The 18,618-nt window shown below is 53.6% G+C and carries 13 protein-coding genes, 2 tRNA genes and 3 rRNA genes; 9 read left to right on the top strand and 9 right to left on the bottom strand.

Going from position 1 to position 18,618, the window contains the following annotated elements; all coding sequences use genetic code 11:
- The first annotated feature begins 3 nt into the window (after positions 1 to 3).
- The 6 genes from trpD (at position 4) to JYG33_RS14920 (ending at position 5,517) form a co-directional block, all read left to right on the top strand.
- Positions 4 to 1,038, top strand: a complete 1,035-nt coding sequence (gene trpD, locus JYG33_RS14945; RefSeq protein WP_207872978.1) for an anthranilate phosphoribosyltransferase — start codon at positions 4 to 6, stop codon at positions 1,036 to 1,038.
- A complete protein-coding gene (trpC, locus tag JYG33_RS14940; RefSeq protein WP_207872977.1) occupies positions 1,035 to 1,835 on the top strand; it encodes an indole-3-glycerol phosphate synthase TrpC in 801 nt (266 codons plus the stop codon). The genes trpD and trpC overlap by 4 nt, the downstream gene beginning before the upstream one ends.
- Entirely contained in the window at positions 1,832 to 2,290 is a 459-nt protein-coding gene (locus JYG33_RS14935; RefSeq protein ID WP_207872976.1) for an HIT family protein, read from the top strand. Before trpC ends, JYG33_RS14935 begins: the two co-directional genes overlap by 4 nt.
- Before the next feature lie 455 nt (positions 2,291 to 2,745).
- Positions 2,746 to 4,488 (top strand): ribonucleoside triphosphate reductase, encoded by a 1,743-nt coding sequence (locus tag JYG33_RS14930; RefSeq protein ID WP_207872975.1) that lies wholly within the window; start codon positions 2,746 to 2,748, stop codon positions 4,486 to 4,488.
- A 91-nt stretch (positions 4,489 to 4,579) separates the two neighbouring features.
- The gene (nrdD, locus tag JYG33_RS14925) at positions 4,580 to 4,762 is read left to right on the top strand and encodes an anaerobic ribonucleoside-triphosphate reductase (RefSeq protein ID WP_207872974.1); all 183 of its coding nucleotides are present in this window, start codon (positions 4,580 to 4,582) and stop codon (positions 4,760 to 4,762) included.
- Positions 4,763 to 4,767: 5 nt separating this feature from the next.
- Positions 4,768 to 5,517 carry an anaerobic ribonucleoside-triphosphate reductase activating protein gene (locus JYG33_RS14920; RefSeq protein WP_207872973.1) on the top strand — a complete coding sequence of 250 codons (750 nt, stop codon included), beginning with the start codon at positions 4,768 to 4,770 and terminating at the stop codon, positions 5,515 to 5,517.
- A 6-nt stretch (positions 5,518 to 5,523) separates the two neighbouring features.
- Here JYG33_RS14920 and JYG33_RS14915 read toward each other — a convergent pair whose 3' ends face one another.
- The 3 genes from JYG33_RS14915 to JYG33_RS14905 are packed head-to-tail and all read right to left on the bottom strand — an operon-like array spanning position 5,524 to position 8,001.
- On the bottom strand, positions 5,524 to 6,015 hold the full coding sequence (locus JYG33_RS14915) for an SCP2 sterol-binding domain-containing protein (protein WP_222667959.1): 492 nt from the start codon (positions 6,013 to 6,015) through the stop codon (positions 5,524 to 5,526).
- Between the two features lie 24 nt (positions 6,016 to 6,039).
- A complete protein-coding gene (locus JYG33_RS14910; protein ID WP_207872972.1) occupies positions 6,040 to 6,942 on the bottom strand; it encodes a U32 family peptidase in 903 nt (300 codons plus the stop codon).
- A gap of 18 nt (positions 6,943 to 6,960) precedes the next feature.
- The gene (locus JYG33_RS14905) at positions 6,961 to 8,001 is read right to left on the bottom strand and encodes a peptidase U32 family protein (protein WP_207872971.1); all 1,041 of its coding nucleotides are present in this window, start codon (positions 7,999 to 8,001) and stop codon (positions 6,961 to 6,963) included.
- A 203-nt stretch (positions 8,002 to 8,204) separates the two neighbouring features.
- Between JYG33_RS14905 and JYG33_RS14900 the strand changes: the two genes are divergently transcribed.
- Both JYG33_RS14900 and JYG33_RS18685 read left to right on the top strand, forming a co-directional pair.
- Positions 8,205 to 8,426 (top strand): DUF2249 domain-containing protein, encoded by a 222-nt coding sequence (locus JYG33_RS14900; RefSeq protein WP_243430190.1) that lies wholly within the window; start codon positions 8,205 to 8,207, stop codon positions 8,424 to 8,426.
- Between the two features lie 4 nt (positions 8,427 to 8,430).
- Positions 8,431 to 9,798: a hypothetical protein gene (locus JYG33_RS18685; RefSeq protein ID WP_243430189.1), complete on the top strand. Its 1,368-nt coding sequence runs from the start codon at positions 8,431 to 8,433 to the stop codon at positions 9,796 to 9,798.
- Here the strand turns inward: JYG33_RS18685 and JYG33_RS14890 are convergent.
- The 6 genes from JYG33_RS14890 to JYG33_RS14865 all read right to left on the bottom strand — a co-directional run bounded on the left by JYG33_RS14890 (position 9,737) and on the right by JYG33_RS14865 (position 16,532).
- Positions 9,737 to 10,507, bottom strand: coding sequence for a Crp/Fnr family transcriptional regulator (locus tag JYG33_RS14890; protein WP_243430188.1), 771 nt, complete (start codon positions 10,505 to 10,507; stop codon positions 9,737 to 9,739). The genes JYG33_RS18685 and JYG33_RS14890 overlap by 62 nt on opposite strands.
- Positions 10,508 to 11,182: 675 nt before the next feature.
- Positions 11,183 to 11,295: ribosomal RNA gene (rrf, locus tag JYG33_RS14885) — 5S ribosomal RNA — on the bottom strand.
- 181 nt (positions 11,296 to 11,476) lie between these two features.
- Positions 11,477 to 14,361, bottom strand: a 23S ribosomal RNA gene (locus JYG33_RS14880).
- A 375-nt stretch (positions 14,362 to 14,736) separates the two neighbouring features.
- Positions 14,737 to 14,812 (bottom strand) — tRNA-Ala (locus JYG33_RS14875).
- Positions 14,813 to 14,823: 11 nt separating this feature from the next.
- Positions 14,824 to 14,900 (bottom strand) — tRNA-Ile (locus tag JYG33_RS14870).
- A 93-nt stretch (positions 14,901 to 14,993) separates the two neighbouring features.
- Positions 14,994 to 16,532, bottom strand: a 16S ribosomal RNA gene (locus JYG33_RS14865).
- Together the 16S, 23S and 5S rRNA genes with 2 tRNA genes alongside form the textbook arrangement of a ribosomal RNA operon.
- A gap of 1,335 nt (positions 16,533 to 17,867) precedes the next feature.
- Here JYG33_RS14865 and JYG33_RS14860 point away from each other — a divergent pair.
- On the top strand, positions 17,868 to 18,605 hold the full coding sequence (locus JYG33_RS14860; protein WP_207875877.1) for a uracil-DNA glycosylase: 738 nt from the start codon (positions 17,868 to 17,870) through the stop codon (positions 18,603 to 18,605).
- Positions 18,606 to 18,618 lie beyond the last annotated feature (13 nt).

Raw genomic sequence — 18,618 nt, 5'->3', positions numbered from 1 at the left:
ATCATGAACACCATCACTCCTACCGAAGCACTGGTGCGCTGTATCGAACACCGGGAAATCTTCCACGACGAAATGCTGCATCTGATGCGCATGCTGATGCGTGGCGAAATGTCGCCGCAAATTGCGGCTGCCTTGCTGATGGGCCTGCGGGTCAAAAAAGAAAGCGTGGGTGAAATTTCTGCTGCCGCCCAGGTGATGCGCGAATTTGCTACGCCGGTTATTACCCCCAACCCAGACGAGCTGCTGGATATGTGCGGTACAGGTGGCGACGGCTCCAATACCTTCAATATCTCCACCGCCGCCATGTTTGTAGCCGCCTCGGTCGGTGTGAAAGTGGCCAAACACGGCAACCGCAGTGCTTCTTCCTCGTCCGGCAGTGCAGACGTGCTGGAAGCATTGGGCGTCAACCTGACCTTCTCACCCGAGCAAGTGGCACAAAGCATTGCCGAAACTAATATCGGCTTCATGTTCGCCCCCGCTCACCACGGAGCCATGAAAAACGTGGCGGCCGTTCGTAAAGAGCTGGGCGTGCGTACCATTTTCAATATTCTGGGCCCGCTGACCAACCCGGCCGGGGCAACCAACCAATTGATGGGCGTATTCCACGCTGACTTGGTCGGGATTCAGGTTCGTGTGATGCAACGCCTGGGTGCCAAGCACGTGCTGATCGTGCACGGCAAGGACGGCATGGATGAAGCCTCTCTGGGTGCTGCCACCCTGGTAGGCGAACTGAAAGACGGCCAGGTACGTGAATACGAAATTCACCCTGAAGACTTTGGGATGGCCATGACCTCGAACCGCAGTATTCGCGTCACCAGCAAAGAGGAATCCGCGGTGATGATTATGGAAGCCCTCAATAACCAAGAGGGTACGGCTCGTGATATTGTTGGCCTCAATGCTGGTTTGGCCATCTATGCTGCCAACCACGCCGACTCCATTGAACAAGGCCTGCGCATGGCGTTTGAAGCCATTGCCAACGGTGCCGCACGCGAAAAACTCGAACAATTCCGCGCTTATACAAGGAAGTTAAACCCATGAACGACATTCTGGCCAAGATCCTCGACACCAAAAGAGCTGAAGTCGTTACCGCCCGCCAACTGCGCAGCGAGTCCGATCTGCTGCGCGAAGCGAAGAACCGGAACGACCTGCGCGGCTTTGCCAGCGCGATTGAAGACAAGATTGCTCAGGGCAAGCCCGCCATTATTGCGGAAGTCAAAAAGGCCTCCCCTTCCAAGGGTGTGATCCGCGCCGACTTCAACCCGACTGAAATTGCCTCCAGCTACGCTGCACACGGTGCAGCCTGCTTGTCCGTGTTGACGGATATTCAGTATTTCCAAGGTTCCTACGACCACTTGCGCCAGGCCCGTGCCGTTTGCGCACTGCCTGTGCTGCGCAAAGATTTCATCATCGACCCCTATCAAATCATCCATGCCCGTGCCATGGGTGCCGACTGCATCTTGCTGATCGTCGCCGCACTGGAGCAGGACCAACTGATGGAATACGAAGACATGGCCCACGAGCTGGGCATGGACGTCTTGGTCGAGGTGCATGACCGCGCCGAGCTGGATATTGCCTTGCAGATGAAAACCAGCCTGTTGGGCATCAATAACCGCAATCTGCGTACCTTTGAAACCAGCACCCAGAACACCCTGGATCTGCTGCCCTTCATCCCCAGCGAAAAACGGGTTGTCACCGAAAGCGGTATTCACACCATTGAAGACGTCGCCCTGATGCGTGAAAACCAGGTCCAGGCTTTCCTGGTAGGCGAAGCGTTCATGCGCGAACCTGATCCTGGCGTGGCCCTGCAAAACCTGTTCTTCGGCCAGCCTGCATGAGCACCAACGCTTGCCCCCTGTGCGCCTTGAAGCCCGAGCAGTTACTGTGGTCAGGCGCAGGCATACAGGTCTTGGCCGTTACAGACAGCCCATTTCCCGGCTATACGCGGATTATCTGGCACGATCACGTGGCTGAAATGACCGATCTGCCTGAAGAACAGCGGCAGCACATCATGGCGGCAGTCTACGTGGTCGAGCAAACCCAACGCGAACAGTTGGGCACCACCAAGATCAATCTGGCTCAATTCGGGAATCAGGTGCCGCATCTGCACTGGCACATCATCCCGCGCTGGAAGGAAGACCCCTTCTTCCCAGACTCCGCCTGGTCACCCGCCCCCGAGCGCACTGCTGAACAAAAACAACGCTGGGCTTCCCACGAAGAGCGCCTGCTTGAACAGCTTGGCGAGTATCAGCAAGCATTGCGTACGGCGCTACAAGCACGGTTTAGCCACTAAACCCGCTATCCACTACACAAGAAATACCCGCTGGCCAGTGAAAAGTCAGCGGCGTATTGCTACGTCCCCAAGAAAGATGCGGTACACACTCACTGATAAGCACGTCGCTTATCACCGAAGCACGCTGATACGCTATCCAGCCTGAAAAAGAGTCTGTTCTAGCGCTATGTATGCGCCCTCACCCACCTAAGCAGCTTGCTTCCACAACATCGCCATAAGCTCCATATTTGCGCTTGAGCACACGACCTTCTCACCTCCACAAACTCTCCAAATCAGAGCAATACGGCTAGCCAACGTCGTAAAGCCTCTCCCCGGCAAGACCATCGAATGTATGGCTATGAACACGGAATTAACCTAGATCAAGCCTAGGCGACAATCGTCTAGCCTCATCAAAAACCACCATATATAGTGTCTCGAATCCTAAAAATCACTATATATAGGTTTTGGTGAAAAACATGGCTACCCAGGAAACCACACAGCGTCCGGCTGCTCAGCTCGACATCATTCGTTCCATCGCGGAGTATCTGGACCGCCAGGACTGGCGCGTACAGGCCAATGCCAACCAGGGCTACTCATTGGGTGGCTTGATTCTCAATAGCTCGGGCAAGATGATTGCCAACTATTGGCTCAGCCATGTTTACCCCGAAGCCATCGGCCAGGCGCACCGTCAGGCCGATCTGCATATCCATGATCTGGACATGCTTTCTGGCTACTGCGCAGGCTGGTCCTTGCGCACCTTCTTGAATGAAGGGCTGAACGGCGTGCCGGGCAAAATCGAATCAGGCCCACCCCAGCACCTGAGCAGCGCCGTGGGACAGGTCGTCAATTTCCTGGGCACCTTGCAAAATGAATGGGCGGGCGCTCAAGCCTTCAGCTCTTTTGATACCTATATGGCGCCCTACGTACGCAAAGACACCTTGAACTACACGCAAGTGCGTCAATGCATGCAGGAGCTGATCTACAACCTGAATGTGCCTTCACGCTGGGGCACACAAACGCCCTTTACCAATCTGACTTTTGATTGGGTCTGCCCCGAAGATTTACGCCAGCAAGTCCCGCAAATCGGCGGCAAGGAAATGCCGTTCTGCTACGGCGACCTGCAAATCGAGATGGACATGATCAACCGTGCCTACATCGAGATCATGAGCGAAGGGGATGCCCGTGGCCGCGCCTTTACCTTCCCTATCCCTACCTACAACATCACCCGCGATTTTGACTGGCATAGCGCCAATGCCGAACGCCTGTTTGCCATGACGGCCAAATACGGGCTGCCCTACTTTCAGAACTTCATTAACTCTGAACTGGAGCCCAATATGATCCGCTCCATGTGCTGCCGCTTGCAATTGGATCTGCGTGAACTGCTCAAACGCGGTAATGGCTTGTTTGGTTCGGCCGAGCAAACCGGCTCCCTGGGCGTCGTCACCCTGAACTGCGCGCGCCTGGGCTATTTGTATCAAGGCGACGAGGCCGGTCTATTTGTACGTCTGGATGAATTGCTGGAAATGGGCCGCGACAGTCTGGAAATCAAACGCAAAGTCATCCAGCAGCATATGGACCAAGGGCTGTTTCCCTATACACGCCGTTACCTGGGCACCTTGCGCAATCACTTCTCCACGCTGGGCGTTAACGGCATTAACGAGATGATCCGCAACTTTACCCAGGACAAGCAGAATCTGTGCACGCCGTGGGGCCACCGCTTTGCACTGCGTTTGCTGGATCACATTCGGGAACGCATGGTGGAGTTTCAGGAAAGTACCGGCCACTTGTACAACCTGGAAGCCACGCCTGCCGAGGGCACTACCTACCGCTTCGCCAAAGAAGATCGCGCCCGCTGGCCCGACATTCTGCAAGCCGGTACCGAGCACATGCCCTACTACACCAACTCGTCGCAACTGCCAGTAGGCTTTACCGAAGATCCTTTTGAAGCCCTGGAACGGCAGGACGAGTTGCAAGGCAAGTACACCGGCGGCACGGTCTTGCATCTGTACATGACGGAATCACTGTCCAGCACCGATGCCTGCCGCAATCTGGTGCGTCGAGCATTGAACCGCTTTTCCTTACCCTACATCACCGTTACCCCCACCTTCTCGATCTGCCCCACGCACGGCTATTTGTCTGGCAAACATGAGTTCTGCCCCCATTGCGACAGTGAATTGCTGGCACATAAAAAGGCAGCAGCATCTATGGCGGCAGCCTGACCCTGAACCTTGCCTCTTGGCACACCCAGCCAGTCACCCAGCGCTTCTTGCCCCACGCGGACTGGTCACTTTTTTATCAAGGGAGTTTTTTATGAATACCGACACCATCACCCTTACCGATGCCGAACGCCAACCCTGCGAAATCTGGACCCGTGTCATGGGCTATCACCGCCCCTTGTCCTCGTTCAATATCGGCAAACAAGGCGAGTTTCATGAGCGACGCTACTTCACCGAAGCCAGCGCTTCCTTGAACAACACGGTTCCCAAGCTCTAAGCATCATGAGTCACGCCACACGCCATCTTTATCCAGCCGCATCCGCCCACAAAGTGGGATTGAAAGTAGGCGGATGCGCCCCTTTCTCGGCCACAGACTACCCCGGCCAACTGGCCGCGGTGATTTTTGTGCAAGGCTGTCCGTGGCGCTGTGGCTATTGTCATAACCCTCACCTGCAAGAACGCAGCCCAAACAGCGCCATTGATTGGAACGACTTGCTGGACTTCTTGAATCGTCGTGTCGGCCTGCTGGATGCCGTGGTATTTAGCGGCGGTGAACCCACATTGGACCCTGCCCTGGGTTCCGCCATAAGGGCAGTACGCAGACTAGGTTTCAAGATTGGCTTACACACCGCCGGAACCCATCCGGCCAGATTGCTGGAAGTTCTACCCTGGGTGGACTGGATAGGTTTGGACATCAAAGCTGAATTCAGCCAGTACGATGCGATTACTCAACGCAGCAATAGCGCGGCTGCCCCCTTGCGCAGTTTGCAATTACTGCTGAACGAAGACGTCCTGTTTGAGTGCCGCAGCACCCTGCATCCACAGTTGCATAGCCCGGCTTCCGTCCAGGCCTTGGGACAACATTTGCATGAGCTGGGTGTACAGCGCTATGCCGTACAGATTTTCCGCACACAAGGCTGCAATGACGACTTCCTGAACAAAACTGGGCAGGCTTTACAGGCCTACCCAGGAGAGGATGTTCTGCAGAATCTCCAGAAGCTATTCCCATACTTTGAAGTGCGGCGCTCCTGAGGCGTTTTACGAAGCAGGCGCTCGAATCGGGCGCCGCAGCACTTCTTGCAAGGCGGCCTTCCCTTGCTTGAGCACAGCACGCGGATGCAAGATATCAGGATCAAGAGCATCCAGCGTGTTCTTGACCATCAGCCCCAACTCCGTATCCCCTTCAATAGACAGACGCCGGTTAAAGAACAAGGTGTCTGGGTCTTCTTGCCGCTGTAAAAGCTGATAAAAAGCCCACAGATCGGCTTTCAGGATCAGGTCCGGGCTTTGTGCTTTGGCCGTCAAGGGGTAAAACGCCGTTTGACGCCAGGTGTAGTCAAACGCCAAACCGGCGTCTGCCACTTGTATGCGTAAAGCCCGGCCTTCCAGCCGCTCCGCAATATCAGCCGGTAAATGTGGACGCATCAGCACATTCAAGCCCGTACAAAACAAACGCGAACCGGGCCAAGGGGGCAAGCGGCTTAAAACACCCGCTACCGCAGCAGGCAAACGAGGAGTAGTGCTTGTCATGTCATTCACACCTGAATCCATCCCTTAAAAACGCTCTGACACCGGCGCGACCCATTCCAAACCGGGGCGGCCATGCCAGAAACCATTGCATGCTTTGGCGGGCAACAAAGGCAGTAAATCTTCGTGTGCGTCAGTAGCCTGGATGCGCCCCTGCGCTACATCCTTGAACAGATGCACGACGGCATCCATATGTTGGGACTGAGGGCTCAAGCGCAGCATATCCACACCCAGCTCGCGCAAATCCTGTATTTGCTCCAGCAAGGTATATACCCAGGCAGACTGGGTCTGGATGCCATTGATGGTCAAGAAGCCTTGTCCTTCACGGGTTTCCAGCAAAAGCCCATCAGGATAGTCCATGCATACATACTGGCAATTGTCCTTGGGCAAATTACGATTACGAGCCGCAAAGCAGCGAGCCGAGAAAGCCAGAGGCAAGCGCCCAAAGGCAAAAACCTCTGTCTCCAAGCCAGCAGGCCTGTCTTGCTGCAACTGAGCCAAGCCTGTGCGGCCCATTTCCAAGGGCATCACCCAGCGCAGCGCACCCTGAGACGCAATCAGGTCCAGTACTGGCCCGTTATAAATATTCAAAAAAGGGCCGGCGACAAAGTCCCGGCCCTGCATCAAACGTACCGCACCCATATCGTTGGCTTCGACCAGATAATCCGCCTGCTCGGTGACTTTACGCAGCGTATTCACGTCTCGGCCCGATTCCAGCAAAACCTGGCTGGACAAGACGGGCACCTTGCCTGCCTGGGCCAACATCTGAGCAATATCCAGCCAATCATCCAGGCGTAACTCGTGGCGACGCGAACATACGGTTTCACCCAGATAAACCACATCGACCGGCCAATCGCAGGCCGACTCATAAAACTGCAGGGTGGCGACGCGCGACCAGTAGTACTGCAAGGGGCCTAAAGATAATTTCATGTTTGAGCCTCCCATGCTCTACTTCCAGGGCCGAGAATAGGCACCCAGCGTATGTTGCTGCCCTTCGGCCAATTTATTCAAAGCCCCCATCCATGCCGGATGCACTGAATAACGGGCTGGTGTCGATTTGGCCGAATCAATTGCCTGACGCCAAACCTGGGTAACTTGAGCCACATACGCCGGGCTGCGCTGACGACCTTCAATCTTGATCGCGCTGACACCGGCCGCCAGAAGCTGTGGCAGCAAGGACAAGGTATTCAAGCTGGTGGGCTCTTCCAGGGCGTAATAGTTTTCACCCGCCACATCAAAACGGCCTTTGCACAAAGTAGGATAGGCGGCGTTTTCACCGTCCTGATAACGGTCAATCAACACCCCATTCAGGCGCGATTCCAGGCCCTGATCGGTTTGCTCCCAGCGCACATGCCCCGCAGGCGAACAGACACCGTGTGTATTTGGGGACTCGCCGGTGGCATAGGAAGACAAGGCGCAACGGCCTTCCACCATTACGCACAAACTGCCAAAACCAAAGACTTCGACCTGTACCGGCACTTGCTCGCAGACCTGCTCGACCTGAGTCATGGACAGCACCCGCGGCAACACGACACGCTGGATGCCAAAATTCTCGTGGTAATACTTGATCGCTTCCGGATTGGTCGCAGACCCCTGCACCGACAGGTGCAGACGCAAATTGGGGTGCTGCTGACTGGCATAGGCCATCAAGCCAGGATCCGCCACAATGACCGCATCCACCTTGGCCTCGGCCGCCCGGTCTACCGCTTCGCGCCACTGTTGCCAGGCGTTAGGTTGCGGGTAGGTATTGAGCGCCAGCAAAACCTTGCGGCCACGCTGGTGCGCGTAATCAATCCCTTGTGCAATCGCCTTGGCATCAAAATTAAGCCCGGCAAAGTTCCGGGCATTGGTCGCATCGCGAAATCCCAGATAGACACTATCGGCCCCGTTATCTATCGCCGCTTTCAAGGCAGGCAAGCTGCCCGCTGGACAGACCAGCTCCATCTGCGGACTTTCGGACGCGGCTAAGGCCGTGGACGCTGTATTCATGACACTCCCCGATCAGCAATCTGGCCAGGGTGGGTCCTGGCTCCACAAGACCACCACTATGCCTGCTCTGAAATTAAGGGGCCTTAACGCATATCAAATTCTTCCCACCTCCTGACCGACGGCAAACAAGTCCTATCTAGCCTTCACCATAAGCAGACGGAATGGTCCACAATGCCTGCCAAGCCTTTCGTGCTGGAGCCCTGATGACACATACCGAGATCACGCTGGATACTCGCGGTTTACCCGCGCCCGAGCCTTTGGAGCATTGTATGGAAGCGCTGGCCGAGCTGGGGTCGGAACAAGCTTTGATCATGTGGCTGGATAGAGAACCCTATCCGCTGTATGACATCCTGCGTCGCAGTGGCTTCACCTATCAGGGCACCATGCTAGAAAACGGCTTTCAGCTCATCATCCGCAGGAACTAAGTCTATGCAACGCGCTTTATCGCTGGATCAGTCCCCCTCTTTGTCACTGACCCTGCCTCTGTTTGCGAACGTCCCCTTTTTTGGACTACTGGCCGCCACTCTGGCTTTCTACAGCGGTCCTGAACTATTCAACTCCCGCTGGCATCCCGCTACTTTGGCCTTGACTCACGCCTGGACTCTGGGCATCGTGGGCAGCGCCATGTTTGCATCACTAGCCCATATTCTGGCGGTTGCCTGTAATGTGCGCATCCAGGTCTCCCGACGCCGAGCTCTCAGTTTCTGGAGCTTGTTCAGCGCGGGTACGCTCTTGCTGATCAATGGTTTTATCAGTTGGCAAAGCTGGGCATACAAGCTGGCAGGCCTTTGTCTGGTCCTTTCCCTGGGCGGCTATTTGCTGACCGTTATGCTGGCCTTGTGGCGTTCTCGACGTGATGTTTTTCGAGGAGCCAAAGAAATTGTGGCCCCGATACGCCTTGCGCTGCTGGGTCTGCTGCTAACCGTATCAACAGGGCTGGCGATGTTGATCGCCTTGGCCACCGACCAGGCCATCCCTAATCTGTTGAACCTGCACATGATGATGGGGCTGGCGGCCTGGGCGGGCTTGCTACTGATCGCCATGTCTTTCCAGCTACTGCCTATTTTTCAGATTACCGAACTCTATCCTGCGCCTTTGGTACGCTGGCTGCCGTGGGGAATAGGTGCCTTGCTGATTGCTCAATGGACCCTAGCACCATTGCCTGGGTCCTGGCTGCCTGTACGTGACTTGGTCACTTACCTGATTTTTCTGGCTTATGGCTTGTGGGCCGTTGTTAGCTGGGCACGACTCTGGAAACGAAAACGCCCAACAAAGGGAGCCAGCACTCTATTCTGGTATAGCTCGCTCAGCAGCCTGCTACTGGCTGTCATCCTGAATTTCTGGGCACATACCCCTTCGGGCTCGAATAGTGAACTGGCAATTGGGGTTCTGCTTATCATGGGCGCTTTAGGTTCAGTAGTCTGTGGAATGCTCTATACCATCGTGCCATTTCTACTCTGGCGCGAGGCGCAGGAACACGTCAGCATGGATACCGACAATACCGAGCACACCCGGGCTCTTCTGCGTTTGATCCCCAAAACCGCCAATTACATCCCCGCTTCAACAGCTCGGGTACATTGGGCCTTGCATAGCTTGAGCATTCTTGTCTGGACAGGGGCAAGCCTGGGTATCGAGTTTCTTGCCTGGATAGCCGCCCCTGCATTGCTTTTATCCTTTGCTATCTTGGCTTGGAATCTCTGGACGGCCTGGCAGCGTTATCGACTGAGCCTGTCTGCTATGCGCGCATATCAGGCAGAGCACCATATTGACGCAAAGCCGCACTGTCTAAAATCGTGAAATTACGACGCTGAACTCGAATCAGGCCCCGGTCAATCAAGTCGCGCAAGGTCCGCGACAAATGTTCCGGGGTCAGATTCAAGCGGGACGCAATCACAGACTTGCCTACGTCTATCCTAAAAGGCGTTCCCTCTTCCCCCGGCCATTCCTGCAATAAATAGCTGACCAAGCGCTGCACTCCATTTTGCAAGGTGTAGGCTTCCAGCTCCCCCATCAATCGATACAAGCGCTCGCTAAGTCCGGCCAGCATCAGGCGGGCTACATCACTCCCTTTCTCCAACTGCTCCATCAAGGTGTCTCGGTTGATGTGCAATAGCAAAGAATCCACCAAAGTCTGAGCCGTCACAATATAGTTGCGGCCCATAAACATGAGCGCTTCACCAAATCCTTCACCAGGGCCTACCAAACGCACAACGCGCTCCAGGCCTGAGGAGGACACAAACACCAACTTCACCCGGCCATAGACCAGCATGTGAAAACCCAGACAAGGGTCACCACTGTGGAACAAGGTCGTCCCCCGCAGAGCATGCACCTCCTGAGTCCCTTGAGCGATAGGCTCAAGCTGCTCCGGAGGTAACTCCTTGAATATGGGTAAATGAGCTAACTGCGCCTGGATGCGCTTCAAACGTCCAGGCCCTTCTCCGGCTAACAGCCGCGTATCCGCCAAACCTTCATTGCCCGATTGCTCGGCAGTGTCATGAGCCACCATTTTTATTCCCTGAACGCAAACAGAACCATAGCTAGACTGACACACTCCCTACCCTTCAGAGCAAACTAGCTCGGCGCCTGATTGATACAAGTCAAACGGATAAATAGGCACGCAAAAGGGAAAGTAAAAAGAGAGTCAGAACTGACAGTTCAGCATGACTTAGGCACAGATCCAAGCAAGAAGCGGTCAAATTTGACCATGTTAGAGGTAGGGGATATGAAGGAAGAGTGAAGCTACCGTTGAGTGGATGCCTTACTCAAAAGCAATGTGAGTAATGGCTACGCTAGTCTTAGCTGACAGATTTGAGATTTGAAGATCGTCAGCAGCTAACGCTAAGCACGTCAGAGTCGAACGACCACCATGTAGATAGAAGGAGCGAGGAGGGACTGTACAGAAGGGAGGATAAGCCTGCCCGGAACGAGCGTTGAGATGCGGTCTGCAGGGTGCAGAGTGGGGCTATCGGGTAGTAATGGGAGATAATCCTGCCCAGAACGGGCGTGAAGAGGCGGCGTGGGCCTGCCCTGATCGGTCCAGGGGGTTTGGACCTGCACTACAGACTGAGCACAGTGGCAGAGCTACCACCCTGCAGGTAGCAGATGGCACCTCTACGATTTGGCCGCGCATAAAACAAAACCCCCGCAAGCGAGTCGCTTGCGGGGGTTTTGAGGAATAAGAGCTTGACGATGACCTACTTTCACAGACGTCCGTCCACTATCATCGGCGCAAAGGCGTTTCACAATCCTGTTCGGGATGGGAAGGTGTGGGACCACCTCGCTATGGTCGTCAAGCGTAAACTGGTTGCCGAGTCGTCTTTCAAGGGACGCCCCAGCCAATTGGAAGAAGCACCTTGCTGTGATCAGTACGGATCAATCAGCAAGTGTTTGCGAAGGTGTCGAGCGCGGGTTGCGCTGCACTTCAATATTACGTTCTGTGGTCAACAACTTAACTCACTACAACCTCAAGGGTTATAGGATCAAGCCACACGGGCAATTAGTACTGGTTAGCTACATGCATTACTGCACTTCCACACCCAGCCTATCAACGTCCTGGTCTCGGACGACCCTACAGGGAGGTCAAGCCTCCGGGATATCTAATCTTCAGACGAGTTTCCCGCTTAGATGCCTTCAGCGGTTATCTCTTCCGTACGTAGCTACTCGGCAATGCCATTGGCATGACAACCGATACACCAGTGGTACGTCCACTCCGGTCCTCTCGTACTAGGAGCAGGCTCCGTCAAATATCCAACGCCCACGGCAGATAGGGACCAAACTGTCTCACGACGTTTTAAACCCAGCTCACGTACCTCTTTAAATGGCGAACAGCCATACCCTTGGGACCGGCTACAGCCCCAGGATGAGATGAGCCGACATCGAGGTGCCAAACACCGCCGTCGATATGAACTCTTGGGCGGTATCAGCCTGTTATCCCCAGAGTACCTTTTATCCGTTGAGCGATGGCCCTTCCATACAGAACCACCGGATCACTATGTCCTACTTTCGTACCTGTTCGACTTGTCAGTCTCACAGTCAAGCACGCTTATGCCATTGCACTATCAAGACGATTTCCGACCGTCTCTAGCGTACCTTCGAACTCCTCCGTTACACTTTAGGAGGAGACCGCCCCAGTCAAACTGCCCACCATGCACGGTCCCCGATCCCGATAAGGGACCTAGGTTAGAACCGCAAACAGACCAGGGTGGTATTTCAAGGTTGGCTCCACGCAATCTGGCGATCACGCTTCAATGCCTCCCACCTATCCTACACAGGCCGGTTCACAATCCAATGCAAAGCTACAGTAAAGGTTCATGGGGTCTTTCCGTCTAGCCGCGGGGAGATTGCATCATCACAACCATGTCAACTTCGCTGAGTCTCAGGAGGAGACAGTGTGGCCATCGTTACGCCATTCGTGCAGGTCGGAACTTACCCGACAAGGAATTTCGCTACCTTAGGACCGTTATAGTTACGGCCGCCGTTTACCGGGGCTTCGATCAAGAGCTTGCACCCCATCACTTAACCTTCCGGCACCGGGCAGGCGTCACACCCTATACGTCCACTTTCGTGTTTGCAGAGTGCTGTGTTTTTAGTAAACAGTCGCAGCCACCGATTCACTGCGGCCTCTTCATGCTTTGTGCGCAGGCACATCACACTAGTGAGGCATACCTTCTCCCGAAGTTACGGTATTAATTTGCCGAGTTCCTTCTCCTGAGTTCTCTCAAGCGCCTTGGAATATTCATCCCGTCCACCTGTGTCGGTTTGCGGTACGGTCTCGTAGAGCTGAAGCTTAGAGGCTTTTCTTGGAACTGCTTCCAGTTAGTTTAGAGCCGAAGCTCTATCCAGTCACACCCTTGAATTACGCACCCGGATTTGCCTAAGTGCCTTCTATGATGCGCCAACGGGGACATCCAACACCCCGATAACATTCTGCAATCCGTCCCCCCATCGCACTCTACGACGGTGCGGGAATATTAACCCGCTTCCCATCAGCTACGCATCTCTGCCTCGCCTTAGGGGCCGACTCACCCTGCGCCGATGAACGTTGCGCAGGAAACCTTGGACTTACGGCGAGGGGGCTTTTCACCCCCTTTATCGCTACTCATGTCAGCATTCTCACTTCCGATACCTCCAGCATTCCTCACGGAACACCTTCACAGGCTTACGGAACGCTCTCCTACCATGTGTACTAAAAGTACACATCCGCAGCTTCGGTCTATGGCTTAGCCCCGTTACATCTTCCGCGCAGGACGACTCGATCAGTGAGCTATTACGCTTTCTTTAAAGGATGGCTGCTTCTAAGCCAACCTCCTGACTGTCTATGCCTTCCCACTTCGTTTCCCACTTAGCCATAGTTAGGGACCTTAGCTGGCGGTCTGGGTTGTTTCCCTCTTGAGTCCGGACGTTAGCACCCGGTGCTCTGTCTCCCGTACTGTACTTGCCGGTATTCGGAGTTTGCCATGGGTTGGTAAGTCGCTGTGACCCCCTAGCCATAACAGTGCTCTACCCCCGGCAGTAATATACGAGGCACTACCTAAATAGTTTTCGGAGAGAACCAGCTATCTCCAGGCTTGTTTAGCCTTTCACTCCGATCCACAGCTCATCCCCTAATTTTTCAACATTAGTGGGTTCGGTCCTCCAGCACGTGTTACCGTGCCTTCAACCTGGCCATGGATAGATCGCCTGGTTTCGGGTCTACACCCAGCGACTGAATCGCCCTATTCGGACTCGCTTTCGCTACGCCTCCCCTATTCGGTTAAGCTTGCCACTGAATGTAAGTCGCTGACCCATTATACAAAAGGTACGCAGTCACACCACGAAGGTGCTCCTACTGTTTGTATGCATATGATTTCAGGATCTATTTCACTCCCCTTCCGGGGTTCTTTTCGCCTTTCCCTCACGGTACTGGTTCACTATCGGTCGATCACGAGTATTTAGCCTTGGAGGATGGTCCCCCCATATTCAGACAGGATTTCACGTGTCCCGCCCTACTTGTTCGATGCTTAGTTCCACGTACTGAATTTCGCCTACAGGGCTATCACCTGCTACGGCTGGACTTTCCATTCCATTCGACTATTCAATACGCTAAAACATCCAGGCTGGTCCGGTTTCGCTCGCCACTACTTCCGGAATCTCGGTTGATTTCTTTTCCTCGAGTTACTGAGATGGTTCAGTTCACTCGGTTCGCCTCCACATGCCTATGTATTCAGCATGGGATACCGTATTACTACGGTGGGTTTCCCCATTCGGACATCTACGGATCAAAGCTTGTTTGCCAGCTCCCCGTAGCTTTTCGCAGGCTACCGCGTCCTTCATCGCCTGTGATCGCCAAGGCATCCATCATATGCACTTATTCGCTTGATCCTATAACGCTTGATGCTGTTATAGGAATATGAGTATACGTTGTTGCCGTTCATCAATCCTTAGCTGTTATCCAATCCGAAGATCAGACAACGTCTATATTTTTGAGAACTTTCGTTGAACATAATTTGTTCTGTTGCAATCACAACCCGTGTATTGTCATCACAAGGCGACTAATCGCTTTGCGTTTATTAGACAACACACCTTCGTTGTGCTTCTTCCTAATTGTTAAAGAGCAATTCGTGGGTTGTATAACCCAACGAGCAGCATTCTTGTAAAAGAACACTCTTCGTTGAATCTAACGCCAGGTCAACCGTTGTTGGCCTGTGCCCTATACTCTGTCATGAACCTTGCTGTATCTACCAACCACAAAAGCGGTGGTGGAGGATGACGGGATCGAACCGACGACCCCCTGCTTGCAAAGCAGGTGCTCTCCCAGCTGAGCTAATCCCCCGAGGTAATCGTTGGTGGGTCAAGTTGGAATCGAACCAACGACCCCCGCCTTATCAAGACGGTGCTCTAACCGACTGAGCTACTGACCCATCTATCACCAGTGGGCGATACCTTCAATGGTCATGACATTAACTAACAGCCAATAAGTGTGGACGCTTTCGCTTTGCGAGCCATTCGCTCTAAAAGGAGGTGATCCAGCCGCACCTTCCGATACGGCTACCTTGTTACGACTTCACCCCAGTCATGAATCCCACCGTGGTAAGCGCCCTCCTTGCGGTTAGGCTACCTACTTCTGGTGAAACCCACTCCCATGGTGTGACGGGCGGTGTGTACAAGACCCGGGAACGTATTCACCGCGACATTCTGATCCGCGATTACTAGCGATTCCGACTTCACGCAGTCGAGTTGCAGACTGCGATCCGGACTACGATCGGGTTTCTGAGATTGGCTCCCCCTCGCGGGTTGGCGACCCTCTGTCCCGACCATTGTATGACGTGTGAAGCCCTACCCATAAGGGCCATGAGGACTTGACGTCATCCCCACCTTCCTCCGGTTTGTCACCGGCAGTCTCATTAGAGTGCTCTTGCGTAGCAACTAATGACAAGGGTTGCGCTCGTTGCGGGACTTAACCCAACATCTCACGACACGAGCTGACGACAGCCATGCAGCACCTGTGTTCCGGTTCTCTTGCGAGCACTGCCAAATCTCTTCGGCATTCCAGACATGTCAAGGGTAGGTAAGGTTTTTCGCGTTGCATCGAATTAATCCACATCATCCACCGCTTGTGCGGGTCCCCGTCAATTCCTTTGAGTTTTAATCTTGCGACCGTACTCCCCAGGCGGTCAACTTCACGCGTTAGCTGCGCTACTAAGGCCTAACGGCCCCAACAGCTAGTTGACATCGTTTAGGGCGTGGACTACCAGGGTATCTAATCCTGTTTGCTCCCCACGCTTTCGTGTCTGAGCGTCAGTATTATCCCAGGGGGCTGCCTTCGCCATCGGTATTCCTCCACATATCTACGCATTTCACTGCTACACGTGGAATTCTACCCCCCTCTGACATACTCTAGCTCGGCAGTTAAAAATGCAGTTCCAAGGTTGAGCCCTGGGATTTCACATCTTTCTTTCCGAACCGCCTACACACGCTTTACGCCCAGTAATTCCGATTAACGCTTGCACCCTACGTATTACCGCGGCTGCTGGCACGTAGTTAGCCGGTGCTTATTCTGCAGATACCGTCAGCAGTACCTCGTATTAGGAGGTACCTTTTCTTCTCTGCCAAAAGTACTTTACAACCCGAAGGCCTTCATCATACACGCGGGATGGCTGGATCAGGGTTTCCCCCATTGTCCAAAATTCCCCACTGCTGCCTCCCGTAGGAGTCTGGGCCGTGTCTCAGTCCCAGTGTGGCTGGTCGTCCTCTCAAACCAGCTACGGATCGTTGCCTTGGTGAGCCTTTACCCCACCAACTAGCTAATCCGATATCGGCCGCTCCAATAGTGAGAGGTTCCGAAGAATCCCCCCCTTTCCCCCGTAGGGCGTATGCGGTATTAGCCACTCTTTCGAGTAGTTATCCCCCGCTACTGGGCACGTTCCGATATATTACTCACCCGTCCGCCACTCGCCACCAAGAGAGCAAGCTCTCTCGTGCTGCCGTTCGACTTGCATGTGTAAAGCATCCCGCTAGCGTTCAATCTGAGCCAGGATCAAACTCTTCAGTTTAATCTCTGTGGTTGTCCCGTCTTGCGACGAGACCGATTGTGTCTCAAAGAAAAATTCAGAGTTACACAAGGTAATTCTTCATCTTTCGTTTGTGAGCACTTGATACAAACTTGTGGCGATCCCCGAAGGGTTCGACTCGCTCATTCCAAGCGCCCACACTTATCGGCTGTTAATTGTTAAAGAGCAGTGACAGTTGCCTGTCGTTCTACTGACTAACCCGGCTGGCTCGTCGCGCTTGGCGCTTCGCGCCTTGCTGTGTTAGCAGCAGAGAAACGAGATTATGAAGCAGATCAGGCAGTGTGTCAAGCGTTTTTTTGAAGAAGTTAGAAAGTTTTAAAACCGTCCAACTCGTCCCGCTTAACCAGAACTTTCGTTCTGTTCTACCTGGCGAACAATCAACCGTGAGGCTAACCATTCAACTTCACAAACAAGGGTAAATTTTCAAATCCGTTTCAACCTTCGAAACCGCTTAAAAACTTAACGCTGCGTTCTCTGGAGCAGAACCTAGAACTTTAACACAGAATTTTCTGATTTGTCAAGCTCCGGGTTTTACACCGTGTCAGTTACCTGACTCAGTCATTCAAGCTTCGGTGCGGACCTCTTGGTCAAGGCGGTGAATCTTGGCTAACTGCTCTCTGTAGCGCTTCAGGGAAAACCTGTGTGTGCTGCAGCGAGAAAAGAACTATAGCACGATGATTTTCGACTTGGCAAGTTTTTTACCTGAATATTTCATGCAAAAGAGGAGGCTTACAGTGTATTTCCACTTAGATCATTGTTATATATAAGAAATCTTAAATGAAACTAAATGATACTGAAATGACTATATCTCGTTCATAGCAGGAGGGACACCAGGATGCTCATCGCAGAACAGGTCGATTCCGGGCTTTTCCTCTCCAGCTCAGTATCGATTCTCTCGATTTGCACTGAGTTCCCCCTCCAAAGTGTTTTCGCAGACAGACAGACAGACAGACAGACAGACAGACAGACAGACAGACAGACAGACAGACAGACAGACAGACAGACAGACAAGATGAGAATGCAGTTGCGATCCCGGGGTAGGTTGAGCAAAGACCCGACTATCACCATGGATCGCCAATCTTGAATCTAGTCTGCAACACTCTATATATATAGCCAGTCATGCCTCTATATATAGAGGCATGCCAAGCGCCCTACTTTTGACCGACAAACCTCTCTATATAGAGACACCCCACCCAAGCAGATAGGTAGGCCACCTCTCCCCTATTACAATAGGCGGACAAATAACTCTGTATGCAGACTATGGCCCGCTCATCTTCTCAAGCCCCTGCGGCACAGCTCAGTCTGATTGGCGAAGAAATGCTCTCCGGCAATCTCCTGACCGAGAACATCCTGACTCAAGCTGCCCGCCTTCCCAACGACTGGCGCGCAACATTGGATCGCCCGGAGCTGCAAGACATATTGGCAACTCTGGCCAAATGGTTGGACAAGGAGTGCCAGGATGGCGCCTCTATTTACCCGGCCGCCCCTTTCCGCGCGCTGGAACTGCTGCCATTGCAGAAAGTCAGCGTAGTGATTCTGGGCCAAGATCCTTATCACGGCCCCAATCAAGCACAGGGCCTGTCATTTTCTGTGCCTGACACCTGCCCGGCTCCACCCAGTCTGCGCAATATCTTTAAAGAGCTGGAGCTGGAATATCCCGACACCGCTTTGCCAAGCAGCCATGATTTAAGCAACTGGGGCCGACAAGGTGTCTTGCTATTGAATACATCGCTAACAGTAGAAGACGGTTTACCTGCCTCTCACGCCAAAAAAGGCTGGGAACAGATTACTGACTCCCTGCTGATGAACCTGGCTCAGCAAAGTACGCAGCCTATTGTTTATATGTTGTGGGGTGCTCACGCCCAAGCCAAAGAGGCCTTGATCCAGCAGCACTCTCAGCACCCCTATCTGATTTTGAAGGCGAATCACCCTTCCCCCTTGGCTGCGCGCCGCCCCCCTGTGCCTTTTATTGGTTGCGGTCATTTCCAGCAAGCCAATGACTGGCTCAAAGAGCAGGGTGCCACCCCCATACAATGGTTTGCCACTGGCACTTAACCATCCGTTCCCC

Source organism: Alcaligenes sp. SORT26, from assembly GCF_017377875.1.
In the GTDB taxonomy this organism is placed as follows: domain Bacteria; phylum Pseudomonadota; class Gammaproteobacteria; order Burkholderiales; family Burkholderiaceae_B; genus Alcaligenes; species Alcaligenes parafaecalis.
This window is presented reverse-complemented; position numbering and strand designations above follow the sequence as displayed.

Excerpts from the sequence above, each read along its gene's own strand:
- trpD (WP_207872978.1), top strand. The coding sequence starts at position 4 with ATGAACACCATCACTCCTACCGAAGCACTGGTGCGCTGTATCGAACAC.
- trpC (WP_207872977.1), top strand. The coding sequence starts at position 1,035 with ATGAACGACATTCTGGCCAAGATCCTCGACACCAAAAGAGCTGAAGTC.
- JYG33_RS14935 (WP_207872976.1), top strand. The coding sequence starts at position 1,832 with ATGAGCACCAACGCTTGCCCCCTGTGCGCCTTGAAGCCCGAGCAGTTA.
- JYG33_RS14930 (WP_207872975.1), top strand. The coding sequence starts at position 2,746 with ATGGCTACCCAGGAAACCACACAGCGTCCGGCTGCTCAGCTCGACATC.
- nrdD (WP_207872974.1), top strand. The coding sequence starts at position 4,580 with ATGAATACCGACACCATCACCCTTACCGATGCCGAACGCCAACCCTGC.
- JYG33_RS14920 (WP_207872973.1), top strand. The coding sequence starts at position 4,768 with ATGAGTCACGCCACACGCCATCTTTATCCAGCCGCATCCGCCCACAAA.
- JYG33_RS14915 (WP_222667959.1), bottom strand. The coding sequence starts at position 6,015 with ATGACAAGCACTACTCCTCGTTTGCCTGCTGCGGTAGCGGGTGTTTTA.
- JYG33_RS14910 (WP_207872972.1), bottom strand. The coding sequence starts at position 6,942 with ATGAAATTATCTTTAGGCCCCTTGCAGTACTACTGGTCGCGCGTCGCC.
- JYG33_RS14905 (WP_207872971.1), bottom strand. The coding sequence starts at position 8,001 with ATGAATACAGCGTCCACGGCCTTAGCCGCGTCCGAAAGTCCGCAGATG.
- JYG33_RS14900 (WP_243430190.1), top strand. The coding sequence starts at position 8,205 with ATGACACATACCGAGATCACGCTGGATACTCGCGGTTTACCCGCGCCC.
- JYG33_RS18685 (WP_243430189.1), top strand. The coding sequence starts at position 8,431 with ATGCAACGCGCTTTATCGCTGGATCAGTCCCCCTCTTTGTCACTGACC.
- JYG33_RS14890 (WP_243430188.1), bottom strand. The coding sequence starts at position 10,507 with ATGGTGGCTCATGACACTGCCGAGCAATCGGGCAATGAAGGTTTGGCG.
- JYG33_RS14860 (WP_207875877.1), top strand. The coding sequence starts at position 17,868 with ATGCTCTCCGGCAATCTCCTGACCGAGAACATCCTGACTCAAGCTGCC.